Here is a 13,731-nt window from a genome sequence, read left to right as displayed (position 1 = left end):
GGGATACGGTCCGTGGACGGACCTGTGGCGTGGAATGGCTTATGCCTGCGGAGGGCGTTCGGGATGGGCCAGGTGGACGGCCGGGAGATAAGCGGAATATGACGCGATCACGTTCGACACGGCAGGCAGTGCAGGCACGGCCAGTACCGGCGCGGGCAGCGGCGCGCCGGCGATGCAACAGCCGGCGCCGCCGCACTTGGCGCCGTGGGCGTGACTGTCGCTGGGGTGACTGTCGTCAGCTTGCCTTGGGCCGGCATGACTGTCTTCGGCGTGACTGTCTTCGGCGTGACGGTCGTTGACGTAACTGCCTTTGGCGTGACTCCCGTTGGCGTAACTGTTGTTGGCGTAACGATGGCTGGTATTGTCGTGGTTGGCGTACGCGCCCGGGGCCGCACCGTGATCAACGGGGCGGGAAGCCGGTGCCGCCCGTTCGTGCGCCAAGGCCGCCGCGGCCAGCATGGCTGCATGGTCGTGCGGGCCGGCGGGCATGATCATGTGCCCGGCATGCGATGGCGCGGACGGCAGGCAGGCCATCATCGCGGCCGCAGCGTAACCCTGGTAAGGGAATGCCAGCAGCAGACAATACACGACGAGGGAACGAAGGAAGACGGTCATACTGTCATGGTAACACAGCGCCCCGGCATGGAGACCGCGCAGGCCGCCCGGCTGCCGGGGCCGCGCCACAACCCTATGCCAGGCGCACCAGCGGGTTGGCGATGATGTTGTCGATCTGGCGTATGGCCTCTTCGCAGGCGGCGGTGACCGCGTCGTCCTCGCTGTCGCGCACGAACTGCATGGTGGCGCCTTCGAAGACTTCGATACCGTCGGCGTTGGCGCGCTCGATGTCGCAGCTGGCCGTAAACTTGTTGTCGCTGGTCGGCAGGACGGTGGGAACGATCTCCCAGCCCTTGTAGTGAATCTTGTCCATGTATGGCTCCTTTTGATGGCTAAGCAGCCTATCACGAAGGCCGCGCCATGCTGCGCACGGATCGCGCCGACAACAACGTTCCGCTATCGAAAACATGCGGGCGGCGTTCCAACGCAGTTTCCGATATAAATTTTATTATAATGAGCGCCATGAATCCACAGATCCAAGCGTTCTTCGACGCCGCTACCGGCACCGTCACCTATGTCGTCCACGATGGCCGCGACTGCGCCATCATCGACCCGGTGCTCGATTACGATCCCAGGTCGGGCCGCACGGCCACCACGTCGGCCGACGCCGTGGTCGCGTTCGTCCGCGATCACGGGCTGACACCGGTCTGGCTGCTGGAAACCCATGCCCATGCCGACCACCTGTCCGCCGCGCCGTATCTGAAGCAGGTGCTCGGCGGCCGCATTGCCATCGGCAGCCATATCGCCGACGTGCAGCAGGCATTCGCGCGCGTGTTCCCGCAAGCGCCAGGGGTGCGGCGCGAGTTCGATCACCTGATCGCGCCGGACGAGGTGCTGACCATCGGCACCTTGCAGCTGCAGGCGCTGCATGTCCCCGGCCACACGCCGGCCGACCTGGCCTACCGGATCGGCGACGCCGTATTCGTCGGCGACACCCTGTTCATGCCGGATGTGGGCTCGGCCCGCTGCGATTTTCCCGGCGGCTGCGCGGCCACGCTGTACCGCTCTGTGCGGCGGCTGCTGGCGCTGCCGCCGGCGACGCGGCTGTTCATGTGCCACGACTACCCGCCGGCCGGCCGCCCGGCGCGGTGGGAAACCACGGTGGCCGAACAGCGTGCACACAACATCCACATGCACGACGGTGTCACGGAACAGCAGTTCGTCGAGATGCGCACGCGGCGCGATGCCACGCTGCCGATGCCGGTACTGATCCTGCCGGCCATCCAGGTCAACATCAGCGCCGGGCAGTTGCCCGAGGCCGAAGCGAACGGCGTGCGCTATCTGAAAATCCCGCTCGACGCATTTTGAGGCGCGCCGTTACGCTGCTCGTTACTGCGGCTCCACGGTGCGGCCGATATCCTGGTCCATGTTGGCGAGGTACCAGGCCAGCGACGTCATGACGGCGACCTGGCGTTTGAGGTCGGTCGGATCGACCTTGTCGAGCGTGTCGGCGGCCGTGTGGTGGTAATTGAAGTAGGTGGTGAAGTCCACCAGCGGCTGGAACGACGGCACGCCCGCGCGTTCGAGCGGCATGATGTCGGAGCCGGCAGCGGCGTCGCGGCGGTCGAACACGCCGGCGCCGATCTGGTCCAGCGATTTTTGCAGCGGAGCGAAATACTTCACCATCGACGGCCGCACGCTGCCGATGAAACCGAGCGGCCGGCCAGCGCCATTGTCGGACTCGATGGCGGCGAAGTGCTGCGCCAGCTTTTGCTGGTTGATGTCGAAGTATCCCTTGCCGCCGCGTGTGCCGTTTTCCTCGTTCATCCAGGCGATCACGCGGATGGTGCGGCGCGGCTTGAGACCGAGTTTTTGCAGCGTGTCGATCACCGCCATCGCCGCAGTCACGCCGGCGCCGTCGTCATGGGCGCCAGTGGCCAGATCCCAGGAATCGAGGTGGCCCGAGACGACGACCACTTCTTCCGGCTTCTCGGTGCCGGGCAAGTCGGCAATCACGTTGTAGCTGTCGGCATCGGGCAGGTTCTTCGGCGTCAGCGTCAGGTGCATGCGCACCGCGCCGCGCTTGAGCAGGCGTGCTATCAGCATCGCGTCTTCCGCCGTCACGGCCGCCGCCGGAATGCGCTTGTCGTCCGCCATGATGGTGGCGCCCGTGTGCGTGAGGCGGAAATCGGCGCCGCCCACCGAGCGCACCAGCGCAGCGACCGCGCCCAGTTCCTGCGCCAGCCGCGGACCGTTGGTGCGGAAATTGGAGCCGCGTCCATAAGCCTTGCCGGCCTGGCCCGCCTTGGCCATGGCATCGTCGAAGGCGACGTCGAACAGCACGATGCTGCCCTTGACTTCCGCCTTGCGCGCTGCCAGTTCGTCGAAGTCGCGCACCACGATCACCGGCGCCGTCAGGCCCGCCGCCGGTGTGGCACCCGAGCCGCCCAGGGCCGACAGCACCACTTTCTGCGTGATGCCCGACGGCCGTCCGGCGTAGTCGACCAGCTGCGCCTTTTCCTCGCCGCGCACCCAGTGCGGCACCTTTACCGGTTGCAGCGTGACCGTGGCGCCGATCTTGCGCATGGCGGCGGCCACCTGCTCCACGGCAGCGGCAGCGCCTTCGGAACCGGACAGGCGCGGCCCGATCAGATCGGTCATGTCGGCCAGCCGCTCGTAGGCCCAGTCTTCCTTCATCGCACCGTCGCGGATGTGCGCCAGCGTGGCGGGATCGTTGGCGGGCGCCGCCAGCGCGGAGACGGAGGTGGTGAGGCCCGCCGTGGCGATCAGCAGGCTGCTGGCGAGGATGGTCAATGTGGACGGGAAGACGGATTTCATGCGGGCCCTGTAAGAGTGAAAGGATGGCAGGTCAGCGTGCAACCATAACCGATCGTGTCGCCCTTGTCATCCATATTGAATTGTCATGATGCTTGCATTACCATGGCCTTCCACCGCCAGAGGACAGTCTTATGCTCAAGGGTCAGATCTGCATCGTGCGCCACGTGACCGGCACCGACCTCAATATCTTCATCGCGCTGGTCAACGACCTGCCATCGCGCGGCGATTATTTTTCCAGCCATTTCAAGTCGCCCGAGACGCTGCGCAAGGAGTTCCTGCAGCACAGCTTTGTCACCGACGACAGCGAACTGTTCGTGATCGAAGACAGCCTGCATCACATCGTCGGCGTGATCACCCACTTCAAGAGCCGCACGCCAACCACGCGCGAAATCGGCTACCGCCTGTTCGATCCCAAGCTGGCCGGGCGCGGTTACGTCAGCGAGGCATGCCAGCTGCTGATCGACTACCTGTTCCGGGTGCACCAGTATCAACGGCTCGAGCTGCTCACGGCGCCCGAAAACATCGGCTCGGTGCGGGTGGCGCAAAAGTGCGGCTTTACCGCCGAGGGCATACTGCGGCAGAGCTTTTTCCTCAACGGCCGCTTCCAGGACGTGGGCATTTTCAGTCTGCTGCGCCCCGAATGGGAAGCGCGGCGCCAGCAATCCTGACCGTCAGCGCCGCTGACAGCGCGCTTGTAAGTCAATTGTTACAAGCGGTCTTGAATGTAAGCAGGTGTTTAACTGATTGCGTCTTTTTTCCGACGCTTTATAGTGACATCACCGGCAGACGTATCATTCCGATCCGCGCCGCAGCAAGGGGATTACCATGTTGAGCAAAAAATTGATGGGCACCGCGTTACTGGCCGCAGCCGCAGTATCGTCGGCGGCTTACGCAGGCGACCGTGAGTTCAACACGGTGGCCGGCGCTGTGGTCGGCGCTGCCATTGGCAACAGCGCCGGTGGCCGCGACGGCGCCATCGTCGGCGGCCTGGTGGGCGCGGCGGTCGGCAACGGCCTCAGTAGCCGCGACCATTACCGCCGCGACGACCGCTATGTCGAAACCCGCGTGTACTCGCAGCCGGCGCCTGTGTACTACGAAGCGCCAACCACCTATTACGCACCGGCGCCCCGTTACTACGTACCGCCCCCACCGCCACCACGCGTGGTCTACGTGGAACCGCCGCGCCCCGTGTACCGCGAGTACCGCGAAGTGCGCCGCGATTACTACTACGACCGTGGCTACCGCGATTATCGCCACGACCGCCACGACCGCTACGACAGGTACGACCGCTACGACGGCTACCGCCGCTAAGTCTACCGCGTCGTTCGGCAGCCGTCCGCGACTGCCCGCCCGCTCCCGCCTCCCGCTCCCTCGGTGATCGCCGGGAGCGGGCTTTTGCGCTAAGCTGTGGTCTTTCGCCTCCAGCGCCCCGGCGCCGTTCCCGATGACGCGCATTACCGACCTGCTCGATTTCGGCCCGGGCCTTGCGATTGCCGCCCGCAGCCTCGCCAGCATCGCTCCCTCGTACGCGCCGGAAAACCAGGACAACCTGCTGCTGATCGACGCCACCGGCCGCGCCGTCTGCTTGCGCGACCAGGCGCCGGTCAGCGTGCAGGTGGCCGGCTGGCCGGCCGGTCATGTGCGGGTGGCGGTGATGGACGGCATGGGCGGACACGGTCACGGACGCCAGGCTGCCGAAGCCGTGGCGCAGGGCCTGCTGCGCGTGCCTGCCTGCAGCACCCAGGCGCAGCTCGACCGGCAGCTCGACGCCCTGCACCAGAGCTTGCAGCAGCAGTTCCGTCAGGCCGGCGACAGCCTGCGCCGGCCGGGCACCACGCTCACGCTGCTGGAAATCGCACCGGGCCGGGCGCCGCTGCTGTTCCATGTTGGCGACTCGCGCCTCTACGAAATCTCGGTGCTGGCTGCGCGTCCGCTGACGGTGGACCATGTCCCGGCTACCTGCCGTGCCTTGCACGGCCTGCTCGACGAACAGCGCTGGTGGCAGCAGGTGCATGGCGAACACCGGCCGCAGATCTCGCAAGCCTACGTTCTCGGCAACGCCTTGCGCGACCCGCAGGTGCTCGACGATGCGCTGCTGCCGCTCGACGCGCAGCGCCTGCCGCCGTTTCTGCGCGCGCTGAGCGACCGCCGCGCGCTGAGCGTGCGCGACGACGCCTTATACCTGCTGGCGACGGACGGCTTGTGGTCGTGCGGCCGGCCGCTGGAATGGACCGCGCGCTGGCCGGCGCTGCTGGTGCGCCCCGGCCATGCGCCCGATGCCGCGCTCGACGCCCTGTTCGACGACTACGGCGCGCACCCGCCGGCGGCGCTGCAGCTCGACAACGTCACTGCGATCGCGCTGCGGTTCCAGACGCCGGCTGCGTGACAACCTTGATGAAATGGCACGGCGCGCAGCATCAATCCGCCCCCATTCCTGACCACCGCAACGGCTGCCGGCCAGCCATCTGTTGCAGTCCGTCCGCAACAGCCTGCGGCAGGTGGAAATATCGGGGCTGGCTGCAGCTTTGATTGGCAATGTGCGGCGAAACCGCGTAAACTGACGGGTATCCCATCGGTTGGCCAGTCATGAAAAAATGCAGTAATGCCCAGCATCCGCATTGCACTCATTGGGTCATGCCGGGAAATCAAGCTTGCGAAGGCGGCCACGCCCAGGCAGATTCCTCGAGCTACGCCCTGCTGAGCGCTCTGCGCACCACGTGCACCACGCGCTCCGGTTCGCCGGCAGCGGCGGAGGCGGACGCGCATGCTGTTCCAACTACTGCACTTGCCGCCGCCGATGGCTACGCGCGGCCGCTGCAACGCGCCCGCGCCGAGCGCCCGCAGCTGCATATCAGCGGCTTCGACCCGCGGGCGGCCGGCGGCCGGCAAACCCTGAAAATCGAGCTGCGCGGCATGCCCGAAACCTGCGCTCCTCAACTGGCGCTGGCGCTGCAGTCGGAACTGATCCCGCACGGCGCGGCGCGCCAGCAGTTCGTGCGCGCCGTCGGCGGCGACTGGCGCCCCGTGTTCGTCGAGTTCTCGTCGCGCGACAAGGAGCACGGCCAATACCAGATCAGCATCGAGCTACTGAGCCAGCCCGCCGGTCACGGCAGCAGTGCACCGGCCCGCAAGTGGGTGTGCACCTTCGTGATCCTGGTGCCACGCCTCGATGCCACGCTCACCGAGATCCACCGCATCTTCCTCAGCACCCACAAGAACGTGCGGGTGATGGCGGACGATGCGTCCATCGCACGCGTGAGCGCCAGCGGCGGCGACAGCCTCGATATCGACGTCACCGCCCGCAATGCCGGCATCGCCCACCTCGACCTGAGCGCCGCGGCGGGCAAGGTGGACCTGGGCTTTTCCACCATCGCCTGGGATGAAGACCTGATCGAAATCGACATGCCGATGGCCGGCGACGTGCATCCCCACGCCAGCACCGCCGCTTCGCTGGTCAATGCCGCTCCCGAAGCAGGCGCCCAGCGCCAGATCCGCCTGTTCGCGCTCGATGAATGCGTGTTCGGCCGCTTCGAACTGGTCGATCCGGAAGCCCATGCGCTGCTGACCCATTATTCGGCCGACGGCCAGGACACCAACGGCCTGACGCGCCGCCTGTCCGGCCGCCACGCGGTCATCCGCCGCGCCGGCGCCGGATTCGAGATCGAGGATGTATCACGCTACGGCATCCTGCTCGACGGCGTCTGGCCCGGCAAGCACAAGCCGGTCGCGCTGCGGCTCGGCATGCGCATTGAGCTCACTGCCAGCATCAAGGGCGTGGCGCTCCTGCAGGTCACGGCCATCATGCCGCACGGCGTCATCCTGCACCGCATCGACCATGGCGCCAGCGCCGAGTGCTATGTCGTGCTGGCGCCCGACACGCGCCCTGGTTTCCCGCTCAAGGGGTTTGCCGCCGCGCCGCATGCGGCAGCGCTGCCATTGCTGTTCCACGCCGCCGGCGGTTTCTGGCACCTTGACCAGCTGACCGGCCAGGAAACCGCGCTGACGCCCACGGTGTCGCTGGAAAAACTGAGCCGCATGCCGCGCCACAGCCGTTTCGCCAGCGACGCGTATCCCGAGCACTGGATCATCCGCACCAGCGGCAGCGAGGACGACCTTCACCTGGATGCGGGCCACGCCCACGGCCAGGCGCACCACGGCGCCCAGGGCGGGCACTACGCCCACCCGGCCTGAAACGGCTCGCAGGTCGCCTGGCAAGCGCTCAAAGATAGCTGGGCACCGGCTTTTTGGCCGGCAGCGGAATGAACTCGGTTTCGCCCGGCACCTTGGGGAAGCGCTGCGCTTCCCAGTCCTCGCCCGCCTGCACGATGCGCTCCTTGCTCGACGAAACGAAATTCCACGAGATGTAACGGTGGCCGTCCAGCGGTTCGCCGCCGATCACCACGAAATGGGCGTCACTGTCGTCGGCCGCCCTCACCCGTTGTACGTCGGCCGTGGCCAGCAGCGCCATCGTGTGCAGCGCCAGCGGTGCGCCGTCGATGCCGACCGTACCCGTCACCGGATAGATCGCCGCTTCTTCCGGCAGGCCGGTCAGGGCCAGCTCCTGGCCGGCCCTGAGCACGATGTCGAGGTACAGCGTCCGGCTGTAGGTCTTGACCGGCGACGTCTGGCCGAAAGCGCTACCCACCAGTACCCGGATCACCGCGCCATCGACAGTCAGCTGCGGGATGTCGGCAGCCGGCGTGTGGCAGAAGCCCGGTTCATCCTCTTCGTGCGCGCGCGGCAGCGCCGCCCACAACTGCAGCCCGTGCGTACGGTGCGGCACCTCGATCAGGTCGGCCGGCGTGCGCTCCGAATGGACGATGCCGCGCCCCGCGGTCATCCAGTTGACGGCGCCCGGTTCGATCCGCTGCACGGTGCCGAGGCTGTCGCGGTGATCCATCGCGCCCTCGAACAGATAGGTCACGGTGGACAGACCGATATGCGGGTGCGGGCGCACGTCGTGGTCGGCGTGGGCCGGCGCGTCGACCGGACCGAAGTGGTCGAAGAAGATGAACGGCCCGACCGCCTGCTTGATTGCGGACGGCAGGTAGCGGCGCACCAGAAAGCCGCCTCCGAGATCCTTTTCGTGGCCCTTGAGCAGATTGGCGATGGTCATGCTTGGTCTCCTTGGGTGAGATGCTAGATAACTTTGCGGACGAATTCCGTTTTCAGGCTCATGGCGCCGAAGCCGTCGATCTTGCAGTCGATATCGTGGTCGCTGTCCACCAGGCGGATGTTCTTGACCTTGGTGCCCACCTTGACGGTGCCGCCGCCGCCCTTGAGCTTGAGGTCCTTGATGACGGTGACGGTGTCGCCGTCGGCCAGCACGTTGCCCACCGCATCGCGGTACACGCGCGGCCCGTCTTCAGCGGCTGCGGCAGCGCCGGCGCCGGCGCCGGCCGTCGCGCTCCACTCGTGCGCGCATTCCGGGCAGACCAGCTGCCCGCCGTCTTCGTACGTGTATTCGGAATTGCATTGTGGGCATGGTGGCAAGGCGCTCATGGGTGTGATCCTGATGTTGGTAAAGAGAGCCGGCAGTATACACGCCCTGCACCCCACTTTACCCCACGCCATCCCGCCCTGCCTCCCCCATGTGCTAGACCAGCTTGCGGGCCACGCGAAAACCGACGATGTCGTTGGCCAGCAGGGCCGAATAGCCGTTGCGCACTGCCGAGCGCAGGTAGCGCGGGTTGTACAGCCAGGAGCCGCCACGCAGGATGCGGCGCGCCTGGTCGCCGCCGGTCTCCCACGCGCTGCCGTCGGCCGGCGCCCCGTCATAGGTGTCGTGCACCACGTCCTGGGTCCATTCCCAGACATTGCCATGCATGTCGAACAGCCCCCATGGATTGGGCGCAAACGCATCGACACGGGTGGTGCCCTGGCGGAATTCACCGCGCGGACCGCCGTTATAGACGTAGTTGGCGTCGTAATTGGCCTGGTCGGCACCGATGGTGTCGCCGAAGCTGAACGCGGTCCTGGTGCCGGCGCGGCACGCATATTCCCACTCCGCCTCGCTGGGCAGGCGGTAAGTCTGACCGGTTTGCTCCGACAGCCAGCGCAGGTAGCGCTGCGCGTCGTACCAGCTCACCCCCACCACCGGATGCTCGTCGTTCTGGGCGAAGCCCGGCGCGCGCCAGTCGACGTCCGATTGCGATTCCCATCCGGTGGCGCGCACGAACTGGCGCCACTGGCCGACCGTGACCGGGTAACGGCCCAGCGCAAACGACTGGCCGATGCCGACCCAGTGTTGCGGCCCTTCGCGCTGCAGCCACTTGTGCTGGGCGCCTGCCTTGACTGCCGCTGCCTGCTCCACCTCGTGCGATCCCATCTGGAAGCGGCCGGTGGGAATCAGCACCAGGTCGGGACCGGTGCCGGCGCCATCGACAAAGCGGTCGCGCAGCACGCCGCTGGCGTCGGCGACCGGACTGGCCGGACCGGGCATGAGCGCCGCCAGTTCGGCCGCATGGCGCTCGGCCTGCTGCTTGCGGTGACGATCCTGCTCGGCGCGGTAGGCCGCTTCCGCCTTCAGCTGGGCCGCCTTGCGCTGCTGTTCTTCGCGCGCTTCGCGCGCCTGCCTGGCGTCGGCGTCGCGCCGCGCGGCCAGCTGTTCGCGCAGCACCTGCTTGCGGGCCTGGGCGGCCGCCTCGGCCTCGGCACGCTGTTTGGCTTCCAGCGCGCGGCGTTGCTGCTCGAGCCGCAGCTTTTCGATGGCGGCCGCCTTGGCCAGCGCGTCGCGCCGCGCTGCCAGCTCGGCGGCCTTGGCGGCCCGTTCGCGTTCGGCCTCGCGCGCCAGCTCGGCAGCCTGGGCGTCGGCCTGCGCCTTGGCCTGTGCGGCGGCCACGGCGGCAGCCTGTGCGCGTTCGCGTTGCTGGCGTTGCTGCTCCTCCTGCTGCGCTAGTTGCTCCTGCTGCTGTTCCTCCCGTTCCCGCGCGCGCTGCGCCGCTTGCGCCAGCTCCGCCTCGGACGGCCCGGCCGCGTCGCGCAGCTCGGCCAGCAGCACCGCGACGGTGGCCTGGCGCCGCTCGGCCACCACGGCAACCCCCTGCTGCAGCACCTGCCACTGGCGCGGGGTCAGGCCGGGCGGCGCCGAGGGCTGAAAGTCGGCCGGGCGCAGGTCGTCGAACGGTACCCGCCCCTCGAGCAGCTGGTAGATCATCACCGCGACCGCGTACACATCGAGCCGTGGCGATGGCTGCCGCTGGTGCACCCCGGCTTCGGGCGCCCGGTAGCCCGCCGTGCCCGCATTCGGGGTCTGCAGCCCCAGGCTGCTGCCGGCATTACGGGCGCGCGAGGCGATGCCGAAATCGAGCAGCTTGACTTCGCCTTTGCGGGTGAGAAAGACATTGCCCGGCTTGAGGTCGCGGTGCACGAGCTTGTGCTTGTCCCAGGCATAGGCCAGTGCCTCGGCCACCGGCGACAGCAGGCGGAAGATGGCGTCGAGCGCCAGCGAACCCTCGCGCGCCAGGTAGGCGTCCAGGTCCTCGCCTTCCAGGTATTCCATGATGATGAAATAGCTCGAGGTGGCGGGATCCTGCGCCCATTCGTACACGCGCACGATGTTTTCGTGCGCCAGCCGGCGCGCCTGCGTCGCTTCCTCGATCAGCAGCTTGGCGTGGGTGGCGCTCTGGGTCAGCTGCGGCGGCAAGATCTTGAGCGCCACGGTTTCGCTATGGCCGAGCTCCGCGTGGGTGGCCAGGTCGGTGGCCTGCCACACCTGGCCCATGCCGCCCATGCCGATCAACCGTTCGAGCCGGTAGCGGCGATGCAGGGGGCCGATCTCCTGGCCCGTCATCAGGCCCAGCTCCGTCCCCTGGCGCGGCGCATGCAACGCAGCGGCCGGCGCAGCGGCGCTGCCCGGCGGCGCATATTCCGCATCGAGGATGGCGTTCTTGCGACGATCGAACTCCTGCAGGCTCAATAGGCCGTCTTCGTGCAAAGCGCGCAGTTCGCGTAGTTTGTCTCTTGCTGATTGCATCATCGCAGTGTAACCAACCCTAGGCCAAGCCAGCGCCGCATTGCGGGCAGAACTTGTCCTCGGGGTGGCCGGCGCGCTGCGGATGGCCGTTCGGGCAGCGGCGCGCCGGCGGCATGCCGGCCTGGTCCCAGGCGCCGTGGGTATGGCCGGTGACGGCGCCGGTCCGGTTCATGCCCGCCTGGATCTGGGTGGTCAGGGCGTTGGCATTGGCGACATTCTGTACATCGAGCAGGTCGAGCTGATGGCGGCGGTCCTTGTCGAGCTCCGTGTCGCGGTGGCGGCGTTCCTCGGCCACGCGCTCGTGGGCAAGGCGCGCCGCGTCGGCCGGCGTGACGCCCTGCTCGGCCGCCACGACCGACGCCAGCGACTGGATCTGTTCCGCCGTCATGCCGCCCTGGATCTGCATGCGCATGATCTGCGCCACCGCCTGCGCATTCGATTCGTTGGCGGTGGCCGCCATGCCGATATCGCTCAGGCGTCCGATCGCTTCGATGCGGCTGATCTCGTGGCCCTGCTGCGCCAGCAGCACGTCGTAATCGCCCTTCCAGCGTGCGTATTTTTCCTCGCGCTCGATGTCGAGCTTTTTCAGCTCCTGCTGCCACTCGGCTTCGCGCTCGCGCTGGCGCAGGATCTGGCGCTGCTCCTCGATGGCCAGCTGGTCGAGCGCGGCCTGCTTGCCCAGTGCCTGGTTCTGGCGCGCGTGGACACCGTCCGCCTCGATGGTGCGCAGCAGCTTCTCGTACTGGGCGATGGCGTCGGCCTCTTCGCCGCTGCGGCGCAGGTGCGCGATCTTCTGGCTGATCTCGGCCACCTCGACGGCGTTGGCGGCATCGCGGACCGCATCGCCGCGCAGCAGTTCGCGCTGGCGCGCCAGCGCCAGCTGGTCTTCCCATTCCTGCACCCGTTCCGCCTCGCGCTGGCGCGCCGCTGCAGCCACGGTCATGCCGTGGATGCGGGCATCATGGGCTTCCTGTTCCAGCTGCAGTTCGCGTGCCTTCTCGTCCTTTTCGCGCTGGCGCAGTGCAGCGAGTTCGTTCCTGCGATGGGCTTCGTCCTCGATCTGCAGGGCCTGGGCGATCTGGTTGTCGATGGCCTGCTGGCGCAGCTGGTGGCCCAGGCGCTGCTGCGCCAGCTGGCGCTGTTCGGCAGCGGTTTGCTGCAGCACCTCGAGCTCGGTACGCATCTTGAGCTGCGCCAGGTGACGCACATGCTCCCAGTCGGCCTGTTCGCCGGCGCGCACCATCTTCTTTTGCGCCAGTTCGTGTTCGAGGTCGGCCAGCACGGTGCCGGCGCCCTTGTCGATGGCCACCTTGCGGGTGTTCGCTTCCATGACCTGGCTGTAGAGTTCCACCTCGCGCGCGCGCAATGCCTGTACCCGCTCGCTTTCCCTGAGCGTGAGTTCGGCCTTGCCGACACTGGCGTCCTGGCGCAGTTCGGCGCGCCGGAAGTCCGAGCGCAGCTTGTGCTCTTCGCGCCGGATCGCCTGCCATTCTTCGGCGTCGTAGATCTGGTCCAGCTGCCTGACGTGGTCCAGTTGCGCCTGGCGCTCGTCCGCCACCAGCCACAGGGTGCCGACGCGGTCGCGGTTATGGTCGAACTTGTCGTGGCGCAGCGCGGCAGTCTCTGTCCGCTCCACCGTGAGGCCGTAGGCGGCCAGGCGCTGTTTGAGTGCGCTGTGCAGGCGCTCGTCGAGTTGCGCACGCAGGTCGGGGTTGCCGGCCATGTCGCGGATCGACCGGCTGCCGACGAATTCCGACGCCAGCTGGCGCACCGACGGCGCCAGCAGCTCCTGCAGCTGCGCCGTGCCGACCGCGCCCGGCGCTGTCATGAAGTGGCGCGAAAAGGCTGCGACATTGTCGATCCTGATGGCGAGCGTGAACCGTGCCGACATTTTCAGGTGTTCGGCCGTGTGCAGGTCGTCGTACGCCAACTCCACCGGCAGCGCAGTGCTGCGGGTGATCAGGATCTCGGCGGGCTGCTGGCGCTGCAGGTGGTTCAGGCGCGTGAAAAAACCGTCGCTGCCATCGCTATCGTACTCGCCCGGCGGAACCTCGGTGACCTGGTCGGCTTGCAGTACATAGGCGCGGGTGGCGGCTGGCACGCGCAGCGTCTTGCCGAAGATGGCCGTCAAGGCGTTCACGCCGAAATACACGGCCAGCTCGTCGTCGCCGGGCGCCCAGCGGTTCTCGCGCAGGACGGCGTCGCTGCGCGGTGCGCCCAGCGTCAGGCCGCAATGCCGGCAGTAGCCCGACCGGTCGTCGCTCTTGTGCGCGCAGCGCGGGCATTTGACGCCGCCAAACCCAAACATTTGAAACATGTCAGACTCCTTGATCTATCATCGCGCGGTGCCCGCCGCGTGCTGC

The 13,731-nt window shown here is 67.4% G+C and carries 12 protein-coding genes; 5 read left to right on the top strand and 7 right to left on the bottom strand.

Features of this window, described 5'->3' with window-relative positions; all coding sequences use genetic code 11:
• Positions 1–39: 39 nt before the first annotated feature.
• Both ASF61_RS09755 and ASF61_RS09750 read right to left on the bottom strand, forming a co-directional pair.
• Positions 40–615, bottom strand: a complete 576-nt coding sequence (locus ASF61_RS09755; RefSeq protein WP_156369512.1) for a hypothetical protein — start codon at positions 613–615, stop codon at positions 40–42.
• A 73-nt stretch (positions 616–688) separates the two neighbouring features.
• Positions 689–928 carry a hypothetical protein gene (locus ASF61_RS09750; RefSeq protein ID WP_056154589.1) on the bottom strand — a complete coding sequence of 80 codons (240 nt, stop codon included), beginning with the start codon at positions 926–928 and terminating at the stop codon, positions 689–691.
• 149 nt (positions 929–1,077) lie between these two features.
• On the opposite strand from ASF61_RS09750, the gene ASF61_RS09745 reads away from it, so the two are divergent.
• Positions 1,078–1,923, top strand: a complete 846-nt coding sequence (locus ASF61_RS09745; RefSeq protein WP_056155433.1) for an MBL fold metallo-hydrolase — start codon at positions 1,078–1,080, stop codon at positions 1,921–1,923.
• A gap of 21 nt (positions 1,924–1,944) precedes the next feature.
• Here the strand turns inward: ASF61_RS09745 and ASF61_RS09740 are convergent, their stop codons facing one another.
• A complete protein-coding gene (locus ASF61_RS09740; RefSeq protein WP_056154586.1) occupies positions 1,945–3,393 on the bottom strand; it encodes a M20/M25/M40 family metallo-hydrolase in 1,449 nt (482 codons plus the stop codon).
• 131 nt (positions 3,394–3,524) lie between these two features.
• On the opposite strand from ASF61_RS09740, the gene ASF61_RS09735 reads away from it, so the two are divergent.
• From ASF61_RS09735 to ASF61_RS09720, 4 genes are all read left to right on the top strand, one after another.
• Positions 3,525–4,061, top strand: a complete 537-nt coding sequence (locus ASF61_RS09735) for a GNAT family N-acetyltransferase (RefSeq protein WP_056154585.1) — start codon at positions 3,525–3,527, stop codon at positions 4,059–4,061.
• Positions 4,062–4,218: 157 nt separating this feature from the next.
• Entirely contained in the window at positions 4,219–4,704 is a 486-nt protein-coding gene (locus ASF61_RS09730) for a glycine zipper domain-containing protein (RefSeq protein WP_056154582.1), read from the top strand.
• 133 nt (positions 4,705–4,837) lie between these two features.
• Positions 4,838–5,779: a protein phosphatase 2C domain-containing protein gene (locus ASF61_RS09725; RefSeq protein ID WP_056154580.1), complete on the top strand. Its 942-nt coding sequence runs from the start codon at positions 4,838–4,840 to the stop codon at positions 5,777–5,779.
• A 248-nt stretch (positions 5,780–6,027) separates the two neighbouring features.
• A complete protein-coding gene (locus tag ASF61_RS09720) occupies positions 6,028–7,584 on the top strand; it encodes an FHA domain-containing protein (RefSeq protein ID WP_082491411.1) in 1,557 nt (518 codons plus the stop codon).
• 28 nt (positions 7,585–7,612) lie between these two features.
• Here the strand turns inward: ASF61_RS09720 and ASF61_RS09715 are convergent, their stop codons facing one another.
• From ASF61_RS09715 to ASF61_RS09700, 4 genes are all read right to left on the bottom strand, one after another.
• Positions 7,613–8,509 carry a pirin family protein gene (locus ASF61_RS09715; protein WP_056154574.1) on the bottom strand — a complete coding sequence of 299 codons (897 nt, stop codon included), beginning with the start codon at positions 8,507–8,509 and terminating at the stop codon, positions 7,613–7,615.
• Between the two features lie 23 nt (positions 8,510–8,532).
• Positions 8,533–8,895, bottom strand: a complete 363-nt coding sequence (locus tag ASF61_RS09710; protein WP_056154571.1) for a zinc ribbon domain-containing protein YjdM — start codon at positions 8,893–8,895, stop codon at positions 8,533–8,535.
• A 94-nt stretch (positions 8,896–8,989) separates the two neighbouring features.
• On the bottom strand, positions 8,990–11,371 hold the full coding sequence (locus tag ASF61_RS09705) for an SUMF1/EgtB/PvdO family nonheme iron enzyme (protein ID WP_056154568.1): 2,382 nt from the start codon (positions 11,369–11,371) through the stop codon (positions 8,990–8,992).
• 16 nt (positions 11,372–11,387) lie between these two features.
• Complete coding sequence (locus ASF61_RS09700) at positions 11,388–13,685, bottom strand: hypothetical protein (RefSeq protein ID WP_056154563.1); 2,298 nt, start codon at positions 13,683–13,685, stop codon at positions 11,388–11,390.
• Between the last annotated feature and the right edge of the window lie 46 nt (positions 13,686–13,731).

The organism is Duganella sp. Leaf126 (assembly GCF_001423125.1).
Classification (GTDB): domain Bacteria; phylum Pseudomonadota; class Gammaproteobacteria; order Burkholderiales; family Burkholderiaceae_D; genus Rugamonas.
The sequence above is the reverse complement of the archived record's forward strand: the minus strand, read 5'-3'. Positions and strand labels throughout refer to the sequence as shown.